The sequence below is a fragment of the Pseudooceanicola sp. DL12 genome, from assembly GCF_056270665.1.
On sequence record NZ_CM149884.1, the window covers coordinates 2,835,595 to 2,851,732 of the forward strand.

At 65.6% G+C, this 16,138-nt stretch carries 14 protein-coding genes and 2 pseudogenes; 7 read left to right on the top strand and 9 right to left on the bottom strand.

The annotated features are described in order from the left end of the window. Positions 1–4: 4 nt before the first annotated feature. From AC0WR5_RS13255 to AC0WR5_RS13265, 3 genes are all read right to left on the bottom strand, one after another. Complete coding sequence (locus AC0WR5_RS13255; protein WP_475863782.1) at positions 5–532, bottom strand: hypothetical protein; 528 nt, start codon at positions 530–532, stop codon at positions 5–7. Further along, positions 525–1,142, bottom strand: coding sequence for an RNA polymerase sigma factor (locus tag AC0WR5_RS13260; RefSeq protein ID WP_475863783.1), 618 nt, complete (start codon positions 1,140–1,142; stop codon positions 525–527). Before AC0WR5_RS13260 ends, AC0WR5_RS13255 begins: the two co-directional genes overlap by 8 nt. 220 nt (positions 1,143–1,362) lie before the next feature. Next, positions 1,363–2,301, bottom strand: a complete 939-nt coding sequence (locus tag AC0WR5_RS13265; protein ID WP_475863785.1) for an EF-hand domain-containing protein — start codon at positions 2,299–2,301, stop codon at positions 1,363–1,365. Between the two features lie 309 nt (positions 2,302–2,610). Here AC0WR5_RS13265 and AC0WR5_RS13270 point away from each other — a divergent pair, with 309 nt between their 5' ends. Both AC0WR5_RS13270 and AC0WR5_RS13275 read left to right on the top strand, forming a co-directional pair. Beyond that, positions 2,611–2,991 (top strand): DUF983 domain-containing protein, encoded by a 381-nt coding sequence (locus tag AC0WR5_RS13270; RefSeq protein WP_475863787.1) that lies wholly within the window; start codon positions 2,611–2,613, stop codon positions 2,989–2,991. 56 nt (positions 2,992–3,047) lie between these two features. Next, positions 3,048–3,752 carry an NUDIX hydrolase gene (locus AC0WR5_RS13275; RefSeq protein WP_475863788.1) on the top strand — a complete coding sequence of 235 codons (705 nt, stop codon included), beginning with the start codon at positions 3,048–3,050 and terminating at the stop codon, positions 3,750–3,752. Here the strand turns inward: AC0WR5_RS13275 and AC0WR5_RS13280 are convergent. The 3 genes and pseudogenes from AC0WR5_RS13280 to AC0WR5_RS13290 form a co-directional block, all read right to left on the bottom strand. Next, positions 3,749–4,621 (bottom strand): DMT family transporter, encoded by an 873-nt coding sequence (locus AC0WR5_RS13280; RefSeq protein ID WP_475869010.1) that lies wholly within the window; start codon positions 4,619–4,621, stop codon positions 3,749–3,751. The two genes, AC0WR5_RS13275 and AC0WR5_RS13280, sit on opposite strands and share 4 nt — an antisense overlap. 32 nt (positions 4,622–4,653) lie before the next feature. After that, positions 4,654–5,112: a fatty acid desaturase gene (locus AC0WR5_RS13285; protein ID WP_475869012.1), complete on the bottom strand. Its 459-nt coding sequence runs from the start codon at positions 5,110–5,112 to the stop codon at positions 4,654–4,656. An 82-nt stretch (positions 5,113–5,194) separates the two neighbouring features. Then, a pseudogene (locus tag AC0WR5_RS13290) lies at positions 5,195–5,839 on the bottom strand (fatty acid desaturase); the annotation flags it as partial. A 39-nt stretch (positions 5,840–5,878) separates the two neighbouring features. On the opposite strand from AC0WR5_RS13290, the pseudogene AC0WR5_RS13295 reads away from it, so the two are divergent. Then, positions 5,879–6,739, top strand: a pseudogene (locus AC0WR5_RS13295) (helix-turn-helix domain-containing protein). Positions 6,740–6,758: 19 nt separating this feature from the next. Here AC0WR5_RS13295 and AC0WR5_RS13300 read toward each other — a convergent pair. Beyond that, positions 6,759–7,805 carry an aldo/keto reductase gene (locus AC0WR5_RS13300; protein WP_475863790.1) on the bottom strand — a complete coding sequence of 349 codons (1,047 nt, stop codon included), beginning with the start codon at positions 7,803–7,805 and terminating at the stop codon, positions 6,759–6,761. Positions 7,806–7,996: 191 nt separating this feature from the next. Between AC0WR5_RS13300 and AC0WR5_RS13305 the strand changes: the two genes are divergently transcribed. The 4 genes from AC0WR5_RS13305 to metG all read left to right on the top strand — a co-directional run bounded on the left by AC0WR5_RS13305 (position 7,997) and on the right by metG (position 12,748). Beyond that, positions 7,997–8,695, top strand: coding sequence for an ImuA family protein (locus AC0WR5_RS13305; protein ID WP_475863791.1), 699 nt, complete (start codon positions 7,997–7,999; stop codon positions 8,693–8,695). Positions 8,696–8,801: 106 nt separating this feature from the next. After that, the gene (locus AC0WR5_RS13310; RefSeq protein ID WP_475863792.1) at positions 8,802–10,028 is read left to right on the top strand and encodes an MFS transporter; all 1,227 of its coding nucleotides are present in this window, start codon (positions 8,802–8,804) and stop codon (positions 10,026–10,028) included. Positions 10,029–10,153: 125 nt separating this feature from the next. Continuing rightward, entirely contained in the window at positions 10,154–10,909 is a 756-nt protein-coding gene (locus tag AC0WR5_RS13315; RefSeq protein WP_475863793.1) for an SDR family NAD(P)-dependent oxidoreductase, read from the top strand. A 39-nt stretch (positions 10,910–10,948) separates the two neighbouring features. Continuing rightward, positions 10,949–12,748 (top strand): methionine--tRNA ligase, encoded by a 1,800-nt coding sequence (metG, locus tag AC0WR5_RS13320; RefSeq protein ID WP_475869014.1) that lies wholly within the window; start codon positions 10,949–10,951, stop codon positions 12,746–12,748. 188 nt (positions 12,749–12,936) lie between these two features. Here the strand turns inward: metG and AC0WR5_RS13325 are convergent, their stop codons facing one another. Beyond that, entirely contained in the window at positions 12,937–15,495 is a 2,559-nt protein-coding gene (locus AC0WR5_RS13325) for a methyl-accepting chemotaxis protein (protein WP_475863794.1), read from the bottom strand. A 70-nt stretch (positions 15,496–15,565) separates the two neighbouring features. Continuing rightward, the gene (locus AC0WR5_RS13330) at positions 15,566–16,138 is read right to left on the bottom strand and encodes a hypothetical protein (protein WP_475863796.1); all 573 of its coding nucleotides are present in this window, start codon (positions 16,136–16,138) and stop codon (positions 15,566–15,568) included.

Sequence of the window (16,138 nt, forward strand, 5' to 3'; positions counted from 1 at the left end):
GCGCTTATCCTTCTGCCTCGGCCAGGTCGAGGACGGAACCGTTGTTCACGTAATAGAGGTCATACACCTCGGAGGAACCAGTGCTTGTGCCAAAGAAGGCATCGACGCTGTCGGCTATCGCCGCGGGCGGCGCGAGCCCGATCCAGATCCCGGCGACCGTGGCAGCCACCAGCCCGGCGAGGGCCGGCACGCCACCGATCGCACGGACCATCTGGCCCATGCCACCGCCAAGCGTCATCCCCGCGGCTCCGCCCTCGGGCGTGCCGCCGGCAACCCCGGCAGAGTGACCGCCGAAAAATCCGCCGAAAAGACCGCCGATCCAGCCGCGTGCGGGTTCAGGTGCCGCGGCGGCCCGTCGACGCTCCATGGCCGCGCGCTCGGCCTCGAGACGCATCTTCGTCTCGGCCTCGGCATCCGCCATGATCCGTGCCATCAGGCCATCGGAGAGCCGCATGTCCTCTTCGCGCGCTTCGGCGAACAGGGCGTCGAGTGCCTCTTCCGGCAGGCCTTCACCTTTCTTGCGATCAGTCATCCTGATACCCCAATTCCTCGCGCCGTTCCGCCATGAGGCGGCTCAGCGCCCGCTTGCCCCGGGCGGTCAGGCTCTCGACCGCCTCGGTGCTGATCTCCATGATCTCGGCAATCTCAGGATTGCCCAGACCTTCCAGGTGCCGCAATACCACGGCCTGCCGTTGTCGTTCCGGCAACTCGTTCAGCGCCTGCTGCAGAGCGTCCATGCGGGCGCGATGCTGCATCTGGTCATCCACCGGTGCCGCCGGATCTGCCATTTCGGGCACGTCCTCGATATCCGGTGTACCTCCGCGACGCCGGCGCAGCCGGTCGGTGCAGAGGTTCGCCGTCACCCGGTAGAGCCAGGTCGTGACCTTGGCCTCGCCCTGACGCCAGTCCGGCGCCATCTTCCAAAGGCGCAGCAGCGCCTCCTGGGTGATGTCCTCGGCCTCTTCCAGAGAGCCGAGCATGCGACGTGCCTGGGCCAGAACGCGCGGACCGAGCCGCGCCGTCAGCAGGCGTGCCGCGACCGGATCGCCGTTGGCATAAAGCACAAGCAGCGCATCATCCGGTATCGTATCTGGATCGTCGAAGGCCATCTGGTTCATGCCGATGCGGCGTATCCGTTTCATTTCTGCCTGGCAATGCGCACCAGCATCGCCTCCCGGTCATCTGTGCGGGCTTTCGCCGGGAATGCCCGGTCCGGCATGGCCTGGGGATGCACACCATACCGGACCCGAGCTCCCTTTCTCCGGCCCCTCTTGTCCCGGAGAAAGCACCGACCCGATGTTGGGAACCGCGGGACAGTCACCCCCCGCGGACACCGGGCCGGAATGGCTTGCCCTGAGGGCGTCAGTTGCCGTTTTCGCCCTCTGCGGGGGCAGCGCCATCACCCGGAGGCGTGGGCATCGGAGGCTGCATTGCGGCGCCATCCTGCTGGCCCTGCGGTGCGGCCATCGGCGGCATCATGTCGGACGGTTGCCCGAACATCTGGCCACCCATCGGGGTGCCGAAATGGCCACCGAACTGCCCCCCCATCTGGCCGCCCATCTGCATGGCCTGCTGCGGCATCATACAGGGCATCATGCCGCCGGGCTGACCGCCACGCGGGACCTGCTGCATCATCTGGCCCTGCATCTTGGGACCATGGTGGCCGAACCCATGTGGGTGCATGTTCATTGCCGTGCGCGGCCCCATCTGGCCGGGCATTTGCCCTTGCATCTGGCCCTGCATCTGGCCCCCCATGCCGGGCTGGCCCATCATCGCGCCCCCCATCGGGCCGCGCATCGGGCGGCCTTCGCCCATCTGGCCCGGACCACCACGCCCGGACATGGCGCCACGCGCTTCGGCAAATTCCTCTTTCGAGATCATGCCGTCGCCATCGGTGTCCAGCTTGTCGAACATGGCCATGCCGCGCCCGGCCGGCTTCATCTCGTCGGCACTCAGGCCGCCGCTCTCATCGGCATCCATGCGCTTGATCATGGCGTCGGCCATGCGCTGCATCCGGTTGGCCTCTCGCTCCTGCTGCATTTTCTGCATCTGGGCGACGAGTTCCTCGGCGGTGACCGTACCATCGCCGTCGGCATCCGCCTCGGCAAAGCGTTCGGCCGCCTGGGCCTGGATCTCTTCCTGGGTCACGCTGCCGTCGCCGTTGGCGTCCATCCGCATGAAAGCGGGGCCGCCCTGCGGCGCGGGCGCGTTTTGCGTCGGTGCGGTCTGTGCCACGACACCGGACGCGAGTGCGCTCAGCGTCAGCGCGGCGATACCGCTCAGAAGAACTGCACGTTTCATGGGGGTTACTCCTTATAATCCCTGGTGCACGATGCAACCAGCCGCGCCGGTCAACATCTGCAAGGATAAACGGGGGGCGCCGGCGCTTCCGTCGCAGAAAGGGCAAAAAAGTTTGCACGCGCTGAAACGGCCCTCACGAGACCGGCCCGCTCTCCTGGCCACGTTGCGCCGATCATTCCGCAGTTGCGGGCATGCAAGAGCGGGCCTGTCTTGCGGCATCCCGCCGCAAGACAGGCTGTCGCATTGAATCCCTGTGCCGGAAAGTCATCTTTGCCGCAAACCTCCTTCCCCGGTGCACGAACCTCCTGCATGAAACTCACCAGCCCCATCCCCTCGTCCATGCCCGCCCGGCATCCGCTGCGCCTTGCCTTGCGCCGCGGCTGGCACCGGCGCTGTCCGAACTGCGGCGCCGGCCCGATGATGCAGGGCTATCTACGGGTGCGGGAGCGCTGCCCCGTCTGCCGTCAGCCCCTCGGCCTCGGCGGGGACCGCGAGGCTGCCCTCTGGGCCGGCATCCTGGTGTTGGGCGGTGCGCTGGTGCCGGTGCTGACCATCCGATTCAGCCCCGTCACCCCCAACCCGCTGATGCTGCTGACCCTCAGCGCTATTGGCATGATCACGCTCTGCCTCTACCTTCTGCCCAGGATCAAGGGGGCCTGCGTGGCGCTGCACTGGATCCGCGGACGGTAAGGCCCGACAGGAACGCGTTTCTGCCCCCTCGTCGCCCGGCGCAAGGGAGAGACGGAATGACAAGCGAAACCCTTATCCGCGATGCCGCCACGGTGATTGCCCTGCGCGACCGCACGGGCACGCCGAGCGTGCTGATGGGCCAGCGCGGTGCCGGCGCCGTCTTCATGCCGAACAAGTTCGTGTTTCCCGGTGGTGCCCTCGACCCCGGCGATGCCGCGGTGCCCCTGTCCCGGCCCCTGCAACAGCCCTGCCTCGACCGCCTGGCCGAGGCCAGTCCTCCGGGCCTGGCGCCGGCCATCGCCGCCGCCGCAATCCGGGAACTATGGGAGGAGACGGGGCTGGTGCTGGGGCAGCCGGGCCGCTGGACCGCGCCCCCCGAAGACTGGCGCGATTTTGCCGCGACCGGGCACCTTCCCGATGCGTCGGCGCTCCGCTTCGTGTTTCGCGCGGTCACGCCGCCGGGGCGCCCGCGCCGCTTCGATGCCCGTTTCCTGATGGTGGATGCCGACAGCGCGATCGCCGGCGATCTCGACGATTTCGGCGCCGCCTCCGACGAGCTGTCGAACCTGCAATGGATCCCGCTGAGCGAGGCCCGTCGTTTCGATCTGCCCTTCATCACCGAGGTTGTCCTGGCCGAGGTGGCGCAACGCGTGGCCGATCCCGGTCCGCCCGACAGTGTGCCCTTCTTCGCCCAGGGCGAGGAAAGGCAGCTGTTCCGTCGGCTGCGCGGCCAGAGCCCTCTCGACGGAATTGCCGATTAGGCCAGCAGCACCAGGCCCAGGACGCTGGCGGTGATCAGCCCGATGCCCAGCCCCTCGCGCCGGGAGATCGTCTCGTGGAAGAAGAGCACCGAGGCCAGCAGGCTGAGCACGACCTCTGCCTGCCCCACCGCATAAACATAGGCGGCGTTCTGCAGCGTGAAGGAGATGAACCAGAAATAGCTGCCGATGACCGAGGTGACCCCGACGAGCGAGGTCACGCGCCAGCCGCGGATCACCCGGCCGATCTCGCCCCTTTCCTTCCAACTCAGCCAGATCACCATGAGGATCAGCTGAGAGGTGACCACAGCCGTCAGCGTGATCAGGGCACGCGCACCGGGCTCTGCCGGCACCAGCAGCGAGGCCCCGCGATAGGTCACCCCCGACAGCGCAAAGAACAGGCCGGACGCGAGGCCGAGGCCCGTTGCCGGATTGGCAAACCGCCGAAGCCCGCGCCCGCCGGCCACCGGCATGTCGGTCAGCGCAAGGACGCCTGACAGGCCGATGCAGATGGCCAGGAAAGCGGGCAGCGATATCGTCTCGCCCAGCACCAGGAAGCCGACCAGCGCGGTCAGCAGCACCTCGGTCTTCTTCAGCGTCACGCCCACGGCAAAGTTGCGGTTGCGAAACAGCGCCACGACGCAGACCGTGGCCAGAATCTGTGTCACGCCGCCGGTCAGCGCAAGCGCCCAGAAGCGCAGCCCAAGTGCAGGCCAGGCGAGACCGCTCAGCAGCAGCGCCGCCCAGACCAGCGGCGCGGCCCATAGAAACCGCGCGAATGTCGCGCCGGCAGGGCTGAGCGATGCCGAGGCAAGGCTCTTTTGCAGCATGAAGCGGAGGGTCTGGAAGACCACCGCGAGGAGGGTAAACATGATCCAGGCATTTTCCATGCCGCCGTCATGTATTATTCTGAAGGCTTTGGAAAGTAAGGATCTTCGACGGGTTCCTTCCCATGAAGGAAGTGATGCAAGAACACCGTGCCATCGGAGGGATACATGCGGCCCACATTGCGTCGCAGGAACTCGGCGCGCCCGTTCCGATAGAGCGCCGGCAATTCGTACCAAGGCCGGCCGGGGTTCTGATGGTGCACAGCGTGAAAATTGTTGTTGAGGAACAGCAGCGCCAATGGGCCGTGATCCTCTATGATCACGGTGCGGGCCCCGGCCTGAAGGTGGGCACGATGCTCGAGATAGGTACGGATCTTGAGCAGGGAATGCGACAGGTAGCTGCCGAGCAGAAAGGCCCAGATGGGCATCTCCGACACCCGTCCCAACCACAGCCCCACGGGTACAAGCCCCGCCAGATGCCAGAGCCAGGCGTGCAGGATCTCCCTTCCCCCCTCTGATCGCGCGCAGGTCGGCACGGGCAAAGGTGATCGGGCCCAGCGCTGGATCGATCAGCATCCGCCCCGCCAGCGTGTTGTTCGTCCGGAGCAGTTGCCGCCTCCAGGCCGGTTGCCGGGCCCAGATTGCCGGATCGAGATAGCAACTCTCAGGGTCGTCGTGGGGATCGGTCATGATCTCGTCGTGGTGATGTGCCCGATGGGTCTCGGCAAAGCGCTTGTAGGGCACCACCAGCGACAACGTGGGAAATGCCAGCGCGGCATTCAGCAACTGGCTTCGGAACGGATGGCCATGGATCAGTTTGTGACTGAGCGAGGAATGCAGTGCCGCCGCGATTGCCAGGGCCACAATGCCCAGCGGCAGCCAGACCACGGCCAGCCACTTGGTGGCGAGGGCCCACAGCAGATAGCAGGCGACGAGAAGGACCAGTGTCGGCCATTCCGCCCGACGAAAGGTACGCTCAGCCTTCGACACCCTCCAAGAGATGCGGGCCCAGATCCGCTCGTAGCTCAGCAAGCCCAGCGCCGCGTTTTCAACGGCCATCTTGCCACCAAGCCGCACCGAGCCGGTAAAGAACAGCCCCACGAGGCTCATCACCGCGATGCCGAGGAGCGTCCACAAGAGTGCCTTTACCAGGCTGTGCGCCGGGGTTTCCATTCTGTGTCCGCTGTCTTGAGAGGCGCCGGTTTCCAGATCACCACGCCCCCCCGACGCTAAGCTGAGCGGAGATGCCGTGGAATTCCTCATCTTGTTACCAACTCGTCATATCGTGATAAAAAACGCCGTATGATGGAAAAGATCGACAAACGCAGGCGCGCGGCACAGTTCCGAGACCGCCTGCGCGAAGCCTTGCAGATGCGGGAGATGAGCCAGAGCGGCCTTGCCCGGTAGATCGGCGTTGACCGGTCCACGATCTCGCAAATGCTGGGCGGGGACGGGCCGCGACTGCCAAATGCAAAGGTGGTGGGAGAATGCGCGGCGGCGCTTGGGGTGTCCTCTGACTGGTTGCTGTCGCTCTCCGACCGCCCCGAGACCGCGGCCGACCTGCTGGTCACTTCGCTCTCGCTGACGGCGGCGCCCCGGGCGCTTGTGGACGAACAGATCTTTGCCTGGCACCAGGAGGCCGCAGGCTACAATATCCGCCATGTTCCGGCGGCGCTGCCCGACATGCTGAAGACAACGGAACTGCTGGAATGGGAGTATTCCCCGCACCTTGGCCGGACCACGACCCAGGCGATCAACGCCTCGGAAAACTGGCTCAACTGGATGCGCAATTCACATTCCGACTACGAGATCGCCCTGCCCCGGCACGAGATGATTGCCTTTGCCAGTGCCGGCGGCTATTACGCGGATCTGCCCTCGGACCTGACGCTGCGCCAGGTAGATCGCTTCATCGAGCTGAGCGAGAGCCTCTACCCCCGAATGAGGATCTACCTCTTCGACGCTCGACGGCTGTTCTCGGCACCGATCACCATATTCGGGCCGCTGCTGGCGGTGCTCTATGCCGGGCTGAACTATATCGCGTTTCGTGATTCCGAGCGGGTCCAGGCGCTGACGGGACATTTCGACCACCTCGTGCGAGAGGCCGCTGTAACCTCGCGCGAACTGCCACGCTATCTGCGCGGTTTGCGCGGACGGATCGGCTGACCCGGCCACGCAGTGGTGATCAATAGGGCATCGGATGCTTGCGATGCACCGCATCCAGGTCTTTCAGAACCTCTTTCGACAGAGTTAGCTCAGTGCCTTCCAGGATCCGCTTCAGCTGTGCCATGTCCGTGGCGCCAAAGATGACCGAGGTGGTGAAGGGACGCTGGGCAACCCAGGCAAGCGCCATTTGCACCATGTCGAGATCATGCTTGAAGGCCACGTCGAGGTAATCGTCGACGGCCGGGAACACCCGGGCGGTCTTGCGGCCTCCCAGATCCTCGTTCAACGTGATGCGAGAGCCCTTGGGCTTGGCATTGCCCTGGTACTTGCCGGTCAGCAGTCCCGCGGCCAGCGGCGAAAAGGCCAGCAGGCCCACATCCTCGTTCACCGACATTTCGGCCATGTCGGTATCGTAGAGCCGGCAGAGCAGTGAATATTCATTCTGCATCGAGGCCACGCGCGGGCCCTTGCCTTCTTCGGCAAGGCGCAGCCATTGCGCCGTGCCCCAAGCGCTCTCGTTCGACAGGCCAAAGGCGCGGATGGTACCGCGCTTGCGTTCCTTCTCGAGAGCCTCGAGGCACTCGGCCATGTTGTCGAGCACCTTCTTCGGATCCTGCCCGGAGGGGTCATATGTCCAGTTCTGGCGGAAATGGTACGAGCCGCGGTTGGGCCAGTGGAACTGATAGAGGTCGATGTAATCGGTCTTCAGCCGGCGCAGGGAGCCTTCGATCGCCTGCGGAATGGTCTTGGCCGTGATCGGCGCCCCCTCGCGGGCGTGCTGCATGCCCTCGCCGGAATGCTTGGAGGCAATCACGACCTCACTGCGGTGTCCACGGGATTTCTCCATCCACAGGCCGATGATCCGCTCCGTCCGGCCGACCGTCTCGGCCTTGACCGGGTTCACCGGGTACATCTCGGCGGTGTCGATGAAGTTGATGCCGTGGTCGACAGCGGCATCAAGCTGCTTGTGCGCGTCGTTACTACGGGTCTGGTTGCCCCAGGTCATCGAGCCGAGACAATAGGTCGAGACTTCGATCCCAGTGCGGCCAAGCTGTTTCATGCGCATAAATATGTACCCGTTCTTCGCCTTCAGATTTGAATAGTGTCAGAAAGTTACGAATTTCCTGCGCGGCGTCACCCCCGAAACGCGCAATTTTCGGGGTATCCGGCCCTTTTTTCGCCGCACCCTCGCTGGGCCCGCAAAACAAGGGGCGGACCGCGCGAGAGCCAGAACATTTGACGAACATTTGTGGCATCATGTACGCTGTCGCCATGCGTTTCGATCATCCCCTGTTGACCCGGCGCCCCTGGCACGGGGCCCCGGCCCTCTCGCTGGGCGACGGCGCCGGGCTGCGCCTGGCACGGCTGCACGAGGTCTGCGGCAATGCCCGGCAGAGCTTTGCCCTGATGGTCGCCTCTCGGGCGCTGGCCGGCGCCGATGCCCGTGCCGATACCTCCGCCCCGCTCTACTGGGTCTCGCCACATCCCCTGCCCGAACGGCTGAACCCCCATGGCATGGCCGAGCTGGTCAATCCCGGCCGAGTGATCTTCGTCACGCCCGACAAGGACAGCGAGGCCCTCTGGGTGCTGGAGGAGATCCTGCGGGCGGGGGCCGTGCCCATGGCCGTGGCCGAGCTGACGCGGGTGCCGGACCTCGTGCAGGTCCGCCGCCTGCACCTGGCCGCCGAAACCGGTGCCGGGCGCGGCCATGGCGCCCCGCTCGGCCTGATCCTGACACCCGGCGACGGCGGCGCACCGGGAGTCGAGAGCCGCTGGCACATGACCCAGGCGCACGCCGACGCAGACAGCGCCCGCAGCTGGCTGCTGGAACGGCGGCGGGACCGCAGCGAGCCTCCGCGCAGCTGGTGCGTGCAGCCCGCCCCGGGGGGCGGACGGCTCATCCCCCTGGCCGGGGCACCTACCGCACCGCCTGCCCCGGCCCTGCAGAAGCCCTGACGCCACCCCGGCCGCTTTCGACCGAAAAATCCCTCCGCGGCCCATAAACGTCATCGGATGTCGCCTGCGGACAGGCCAGACGATCCTGCCGGCGGGAAGACATGGCATGCGATTCCCCATCGGCCTGTCTGCCCTTCTCCTCTCCGTCATCCTGCTGCAACTTTCCTCTGGCGCGGTCGGTCCGCTCGATGCGCTCTCGGGCATGCAGCTCGGCTTTACCACCAGCCAGATCGGCCTGCTCGGCTCGGCGCATTTCGTCGGTTTCTTCGTCGGCTGCTGGGGCGCCCCGCGGGTCATGGGCCGGGTGGGGCATGCCCGCGCCTTTGCCGTCTTCACCGCGCTCGGCGCCATCGCCCTGCTGGCCCACATGATGGCGGTCAGCCCCTATGCCTGGGCGTTGATGCGGGTGGCCACCGGCCTCTGTGTCGCCGGTTGCTACACCGTGATCGAAGGCTGGCTGATGGCCAGCCTGGAAAACACCAACCGCGGGCGCTTCACCAGCCTCTATCGCATCGCGGACATGGGCGCCGCGCTGACCGCCCAGCTGCTGATCGGCGTGCTTACACCCGGTGCCTACTTCTCCTACAACCTGCTCGCCATCCTCTGCTGTGCGGCACTACTGCCGCTGGCCCTGTCCAAGGCCCAGGCCCCCGCCATGCCCGAGGCCCCGCGCCTGAAGCCCCGCCTGGCGCTGGAGTTGTCGCCCCTTGCGGTAGTGGCCGTGATCGTCTCGGCCCTCTCCGGCGCGACCTTCCGGATGATCGGCCCGGTCTACGGTCAGAAGGTGGGCCTCGATCCGCATCAACTCGGCTGGTTCCTGGCGCTCTACATCCTTGGCGGCGCACTCACCCAGATCCCCACCGGCTGGCTCGCCGACAAGTTTGACCGCCGCTGGGTGCTGATCTGGATCTCGCTGGCCTCGATCCTCAGCTGCATGGCCTCGGCTCTCACCTCGACGAGCCCCACCGCCATCCTGGTCAACGCCTTCATTTTCGGGGCGGCCACATTTCCGGTCTATTCCGTGGCCCTCGCCCATGCCCATGACTTCGCCGAGAGCCACCAGCGCGCCGAGCTCTCTGCCGCCCTGCTCTTCTTCTATGCCGCCGGCGCCATCGCGGCGCCCTACATGGCCTCTCAGCTGCTGACACATTTCGGCTCGGGCTCGATCTTTGCCATGATCGGCCTCGGGCACCTTGTGCTGATCATCTTCGGCCTGCGCCGCATGCGCGTGCGTCCGATCCCGCCCAGCGAGGACCGCACGAACTACGTCTATGCCCCGCGCACCTCCTTCGTGCTCGGGCGCCTGTTGCGCGGCATGCGGGAAAGGGATTGACGCTGCGGAATTGTGCAAATCCGCCCGCGAGGTTCTGAACCTGCGCACCCAGACCGCCATGAAATTACATCCACAGGCGATTATCTTAGGCGTACGGGCACCAGAAAAGACGAAAGGAGCCTTCCATGGAACTGAGTTTCAACGGAAAAACCGCAATCGTGACCGGCGCGGCCTCTGGCATCGGTGCGGCAATCGCCGAAGAGCTGGCCGCCTCCTACGCCACGGTCATCATCGCGGACCTGAAGCTCGACGCGGCCCAGGCCGAGGTTGACAAGATCACCGCCGCGGGCGGCAAGGCCCTGCCCTTCGCCGCAAACGTCGGCGACCCCGAAGCCGTGAAGGCCATGGTCGATTTTGCCAGGTCCGAAACCGGCGGACTGCACATGCTGGTCAACAACGCCGGCATCGGCGGTGTCGCCGCCCCCACCGGCGAGTACCCGATCGACAGCTGGAAACAGGTAATCGACATCAACCTGCTCGGTGTCTTCTATGGGCTCCGCTATGGCATCCCCGCCATCAAGGAAGCAGGCGGCGGTTCGATCGTGAACGTTGCCTCGATCCTCGGCTCGGTCGGCATCGCCATGTCGGGCGCCTATGTCGCCGCCAAGCACGGCGTCGTCGGCCTGACGAAATCCGCCGCGCTGGAACATGCTGCCGACAACGTCCGCGTCAACTCCGTGGGCCCGGGCTTTGTCCATACGCCGCTGGTCGACAAGACCCTCGACAAGGATGCACAGGATTTCCTGGCCTCGAAACACGCCTTCAACCGCATGGCCACGCCCGACGAGATCGCCGGCATGGTGGTCTTCCTGCTCTCCGACAAGGCCAGCTTCGTGACCGGCTCCTACCACGTGGTCGACGGCGGCTATACCGCGCAATAACCCTCCGCCACGCGGCAGGACACATCCGAAAGGGCCCGGCTGCCAAGCAGCCGGGCCCTTTCCGCCTCTGGCGCTTGGGCGCAGGGGGCGTTATTGGAGGCCGAAACGCATATGGAAGGGCATCTCATGGCACGGCACCTGATCACCTCGGCCATTCCCTATATCAACGGGATCAAGCACCTCGGGAACCTCGTCGGCAGCCAGCTGCCCGCCGACCTCTATGCCCGCTACCAGCGCGGTCGCGGCAACGAGGTGCTGTTCCTCTGCGCCACCGACGAGCACGGCACCCCGGCCGAGCTGGCCGCCGCCAAGGCCGGCAAGCCGGTGGCCGAGTACTGCGCCGAGATGCACGAGGTCCAGGCCAGGATCGCCGAGGGGTTCCGCCTCTCCTTCGACCACTTCGGCCGCTCCTCCTCGCCGCAGAACCACAAGCTGACCCAGCATTTCGCCGGTGTCCTGGCCGATCGTGGCCTGATCCGCGAAGTCTCGGAAACACAGATGTACTCGCCCACCGACGGGCGTTACCTGCCCGACCGCTACATCGAGGGCACCTGCCCCAACTGCGGTTTCGAGAGCGCCCGCGGCGACCAGTGCGACAATTGCACCAAGCAGCTCGATCCGGTCGACCTGATCAACCCGCATTCCACGATCTCCGGCGCCACCGACCTGGAGATGCGCGAGACCAAGCACCTCTACCTGCGCCAGTCGACCATGAAGGACGAGCTGGAGGCCTGGATCGACAGCAAGACCGACTGGCCGGTGCTGACCACCTCGATCGCCAAGAAATGGCTGAACGACGGTGACGGCCTGCAGGACCGCGGCATCACCCGTGACCTCGACTGGGGCATCCCCGTCAGAAAGGGCGACGCCGACTGGCCCGGCATGGAGGGCAAGGTCTTCTACGTGTGGTTCGATGCGCCCATCGAGTACATCGCCTGTTCGCAGGAATGGGTCGACGCCGGCAAGGGCACCGACTGGGCCCGCTGGTGGCGCACCGACAAGGGCGCCGAGGACGTGCGCTATACCCAGTTCATGGGCAAGGACAACGTCCCCTTCCACACCCTGTCCTTCCCCGCCACCATCCTGGGCTCCGGCGAGCCCTGGAAGCTGGTCGACTACATCAAGTCGTTCAACTACCTGAATTACGAAGGCGGACAGTTCTCGACCTCGCGCGGGCGCGGCGTCTTCATGGACCAGGCGCTAGAGGTGCTTCCGGCAGATTACTGGCGCTGGTGGCTGCTGTCCCATGCGCCCGAGAGCTCGGATGCGGAATTCACCTGGGAGAACTTCCAGGCCTCGGTCAACAAGGACCTCGCCGACGTGCTGGGCAACTTCGTCAGCCGGGTGACCAAGTTCTGCCGCTCGAAGTTCGGCGAAGAAGTCCCCGCCGGCGGCAGCTATGGCCCCGAGGAAGAGGCGCTGATCGCGGATCTCACCGCGCGGCTTAAGCGCTACGAAGAGCAGATGGACGCCATGGAGGTCCGCAAGGCGGCGCAGGAATTGCGCGCGATCTGGGCCGCCGGCAACGAGTACCTGCAAAGTGCCGCGCCCTGGGCCGCCTTCAAGGAAGATCCCGAGCGGGCCGCCGCCATCGTGCGTCTGTCGCTCAACCTGATCCGCCTCTACGCGATCCTCTCGGCGCCCTTCATTCCCGATGCCGCCGATGCGCTGAAAGACGCGATGAAGATCGAGGCCGCGGACTGGCCCGCTGAATTGCCACTGGCCCTTCAGGCCCTGGTCCCGGGAACCAGCTTTACCGTCCCCGACAACCTCTTCCGCAAGATCTCGGACGAGGAGCGGGAAGACTGGCAAGGCCGGTTCAGCGGAATCCGCACCTGAACCGCCGAAACAGTGAGGAAGGCCAGGCGTTGTCTGGCCTTCCTGCTTAGCGTCCGTCGTGAATTTGCAGGGTCCGGGGCAGCGTCCAGAGAGGCGTACGCCTCGTCGGGGTCCGGGCCTCTTAAGCTTTTGTGCCGTCGCTCTTTTCCGGCCCGATCAACGGCCCCTTGGAGCTGCCCGACGCCGGTTCAGAAGTCTTCCCAATTCGGCGGGCGGTCACCGCCGCCCGGCCGGGCCGATGGGACATTTGCGGTGCGCACCTCTCGCCGCCGCTCGCCGGCCGGGCCGCGCGTGGCACGCGCCGAGGTTCCACGGGTCACCTTGAAACGGCCCGCCGCATTTACCAGCGCATTGGCTTCGCTCGTCAGAGCATGGCTCGCGGCGGTGGTTTCCTCGAACATCGCGGCATTCTGCTGGGTCACCTGGTCAAGCTCGTTCATCGCGGAATTGATCTCGTTCAACCCGGCCGACTGCTCTCTCGCCGAAGAGGCAATCGTGCTGACGCGCGTCGAAATATCAACCACTGCCGTGACGATCTCGTCGAGCGCCGCGCCAGTGCGATCGACAAGCTCGACGCCCGAGCTGACCTGCGTGCCGCTGGCCGTAATCAGCTGATTGATCTCGCGCGCGGCCTCCGAGCTGCGCTGCGCCAGGGCACGCACCTCCGTGGCCACCACCGCAAACCCGCGCCCTGCATCCCCCGCCCTCGCGGCCTCGACACCGGCATTGAGGGCCAGCAGATTGGTCTGAAAGGCGATGTCGTCGATCACGGTCGTGATCTTCGAGATCTCGCGCGAGCTTTCCTTGATCGCATCCATGGCGGTGACCGCCTGTCGTGCGACACTGCCGCCGGTCTCGGCCTTGGCCTGTGCCGAGGCGGCAATCTTGCTGGCCTCGTCCGCGCCCGATGCGGCCGATTTCACCGAGGCGGTCAGCTGGTCTAGCGCCGCTGCGGTTTCCTCCAGCGTCGAGGCCTGCTTTTCCGTCCGGCTCGCAAGGTCGTCTGCCGCATTGCTTATCTCGTTGGTCTCGAGCCGGATCGAATCCGCGTTCTGGACGACAGCCGTGATGGCATCGTGCAGCGCCGTGACCGCCATGTTGAAGTTCGACCGCAGCTGTTCGTATTGCGCAGGAAAGGCCTGTCCGATCGTGCTCGTCAGATCGCCATCTGCAAGACGGCGCAGGGCCACCTTCAGGCCTTCCACGACCATGTCCTGCTGTTCGGCCGTCCTGCGCTGTTCCTCGATGCTCTGAAGCATCGCACCGTGATCCCTGGTGATATCATTGCCGATGAAGACAATACGCTCGACCTTGCCCCCCAGCCCCAGGATGGGATTGATGCTGCCCTCGATGAAGACATCTGTGCCATCGGCCCGCGTCACCGAGAACTTGCCCGTGGTCGCCTGCCCGGCCACCACCCGCTGCACCTGGTCCCCACGTTCGGCCTCGGACATGCCCAGCGGGACCAGCATCGACGGGCCGTCACGCCCGAAGAGCGTCTCCGGCGCACTTCCGATCATGTTGGCAAAGGCCGCATTGCAGCTCAGGACCTTGCGATCAGCACTGAAATCGACCCGGACCTGGTGCGTATCGATCGCCTGTAACACGGCGGCATTCAGGCGCTCCATCGAGATATCCTGCATCTCGAGGACAAAGCCGATCAGCTGACCGTCGTCGTCCGTCACCCTGTCCATCGTCGCGCGCAGTATTGCCCCGGCCCACTTCAGTTCGCGCATCTCCGGAGCGCCCTGCCCGCCACGCGACACCGTAGAGCAGAGATCTTCGACGCCCGGCAGACGCTCGCATGACGTACCGTCCAGCGCCGCCGGCTCGAAGCCCCGCCAATGGGTACGGATGTGATCGCCATGCTGCCCGAGCAGCGATCGCGCCGCGGCATTGGCAAAGACGATACGCCGCTCGCCGTCGAGCAGGATCAGTGCCGCCGCGGTGCCGGCGATCGCGGCACTCTTGAAGGCATTCTCGCGCTCCGTGTCCCGCGCGGCAACCAGCCCGTCGCGCAGCTCTGCCAGGTTGATCGCAATGCCGCCGATCTCGTCGGAACGGGCGGTCTCGGTGATCTCGCCCTCGAGGTCGCCCGCAGCAACCACGCCCACCTGTTCGGCCACCCGGCGCAAAGGTCGTGAAATATAGTGATAGAAGAGCCCTGCCGCACCCAGCAACGCGATGACGAACATCGTGCCGGCCAGAAAGATGGACAGCCAGAGGCCCCTGGTGGCGCGCTCGTAGCGCGGCTGCACAGTCCATTGCGAGACGAAGGCGCCGACGACCTCGTTCTTCTGGCCGAAACGGGCCGGCACCGCCTGGATGAACAGTTCCGCATCCCGCACCGGCTCTCCGGCGGCCATGGCTTCGCGGCCAATTTCCGCGGCCCGGGCGGCCGCAAAGGCGTCGCTGCCGCTTTCGCTCAGGACCTCGCCGCTGCCGCTCAGGGCCAGCGCCCCGACAATGTCCTCGCCGATATTGCTGGTGAATTCGGTCAGGGCCAGCGCAACGTCACCGGGCCGCTCGAATTTGATCGCGCCGCTCATCTGCTGCGACAGGCCGGTCGTCGCCTCGAGCCCGCGCAGCGAGACCCAGTCCCGGATCGTCGTGCGCGCGCGATTGAAGGCCATCAGTTCCGTGGTCGCGACCACGGCCAGGATGCAGATCGCGACGATGAAGGTGGCCCGGAAGAAGGTGCTCTTGAAGAAGGGAATGGTCCGGCGACCCGGGGCATCAGTTGTCATGGCAATTTCCTGGCTGGACGGCGGCACGGCCCGCCCCGCGGCCGGGGCAGGCACACGCAGGGCAAGGCTGTCAGTAAAGCATTTCGGCGTTCAGCCCGACGGTGATCGCGCCGATCACCTCGTTGCTGTCCGGATCCGTGACCGCGATAGAGACCTGGCCAAGATAGCTGTTTGCGGATTCGTCGAATTCCACCTCTCCCACATGCACGGCCCCCGGACCGACATCGTAGGTCTGCTGGAACTTGGCTTCGTCGCCCTGCCAGTAATCCGAGGTGACATCGCTCGCGGCGACGTTCAGACCATGCGAATCCATCACGAAGGCTTCGGAGATGATGCCACCGGCCTCGGAGGCGCGCTCGCGCAGGAAATCCGATGCCGGCGTCTTCAGAACGGAATCGATCGTGGGATGACTGTCGGCGCCGACCTCGCCCCGCCATTTCTGATCGAGGGCATCGATCTGGGCCTGGTCGAGACCCTCGTGAGCCTTGTTCTGCGCGCGGATGGCATCGATCAGTACCGGATCGAAGGCCCACATCAGGATCTCGCTCTCCAGATAGTCGCGCATCGAGGGTTCGTATTGATTGGCGAATGCCGGGGTGACCAGCCCGCAGGCCAGAATGACCCCGAGAAGCTTCGATTTCAT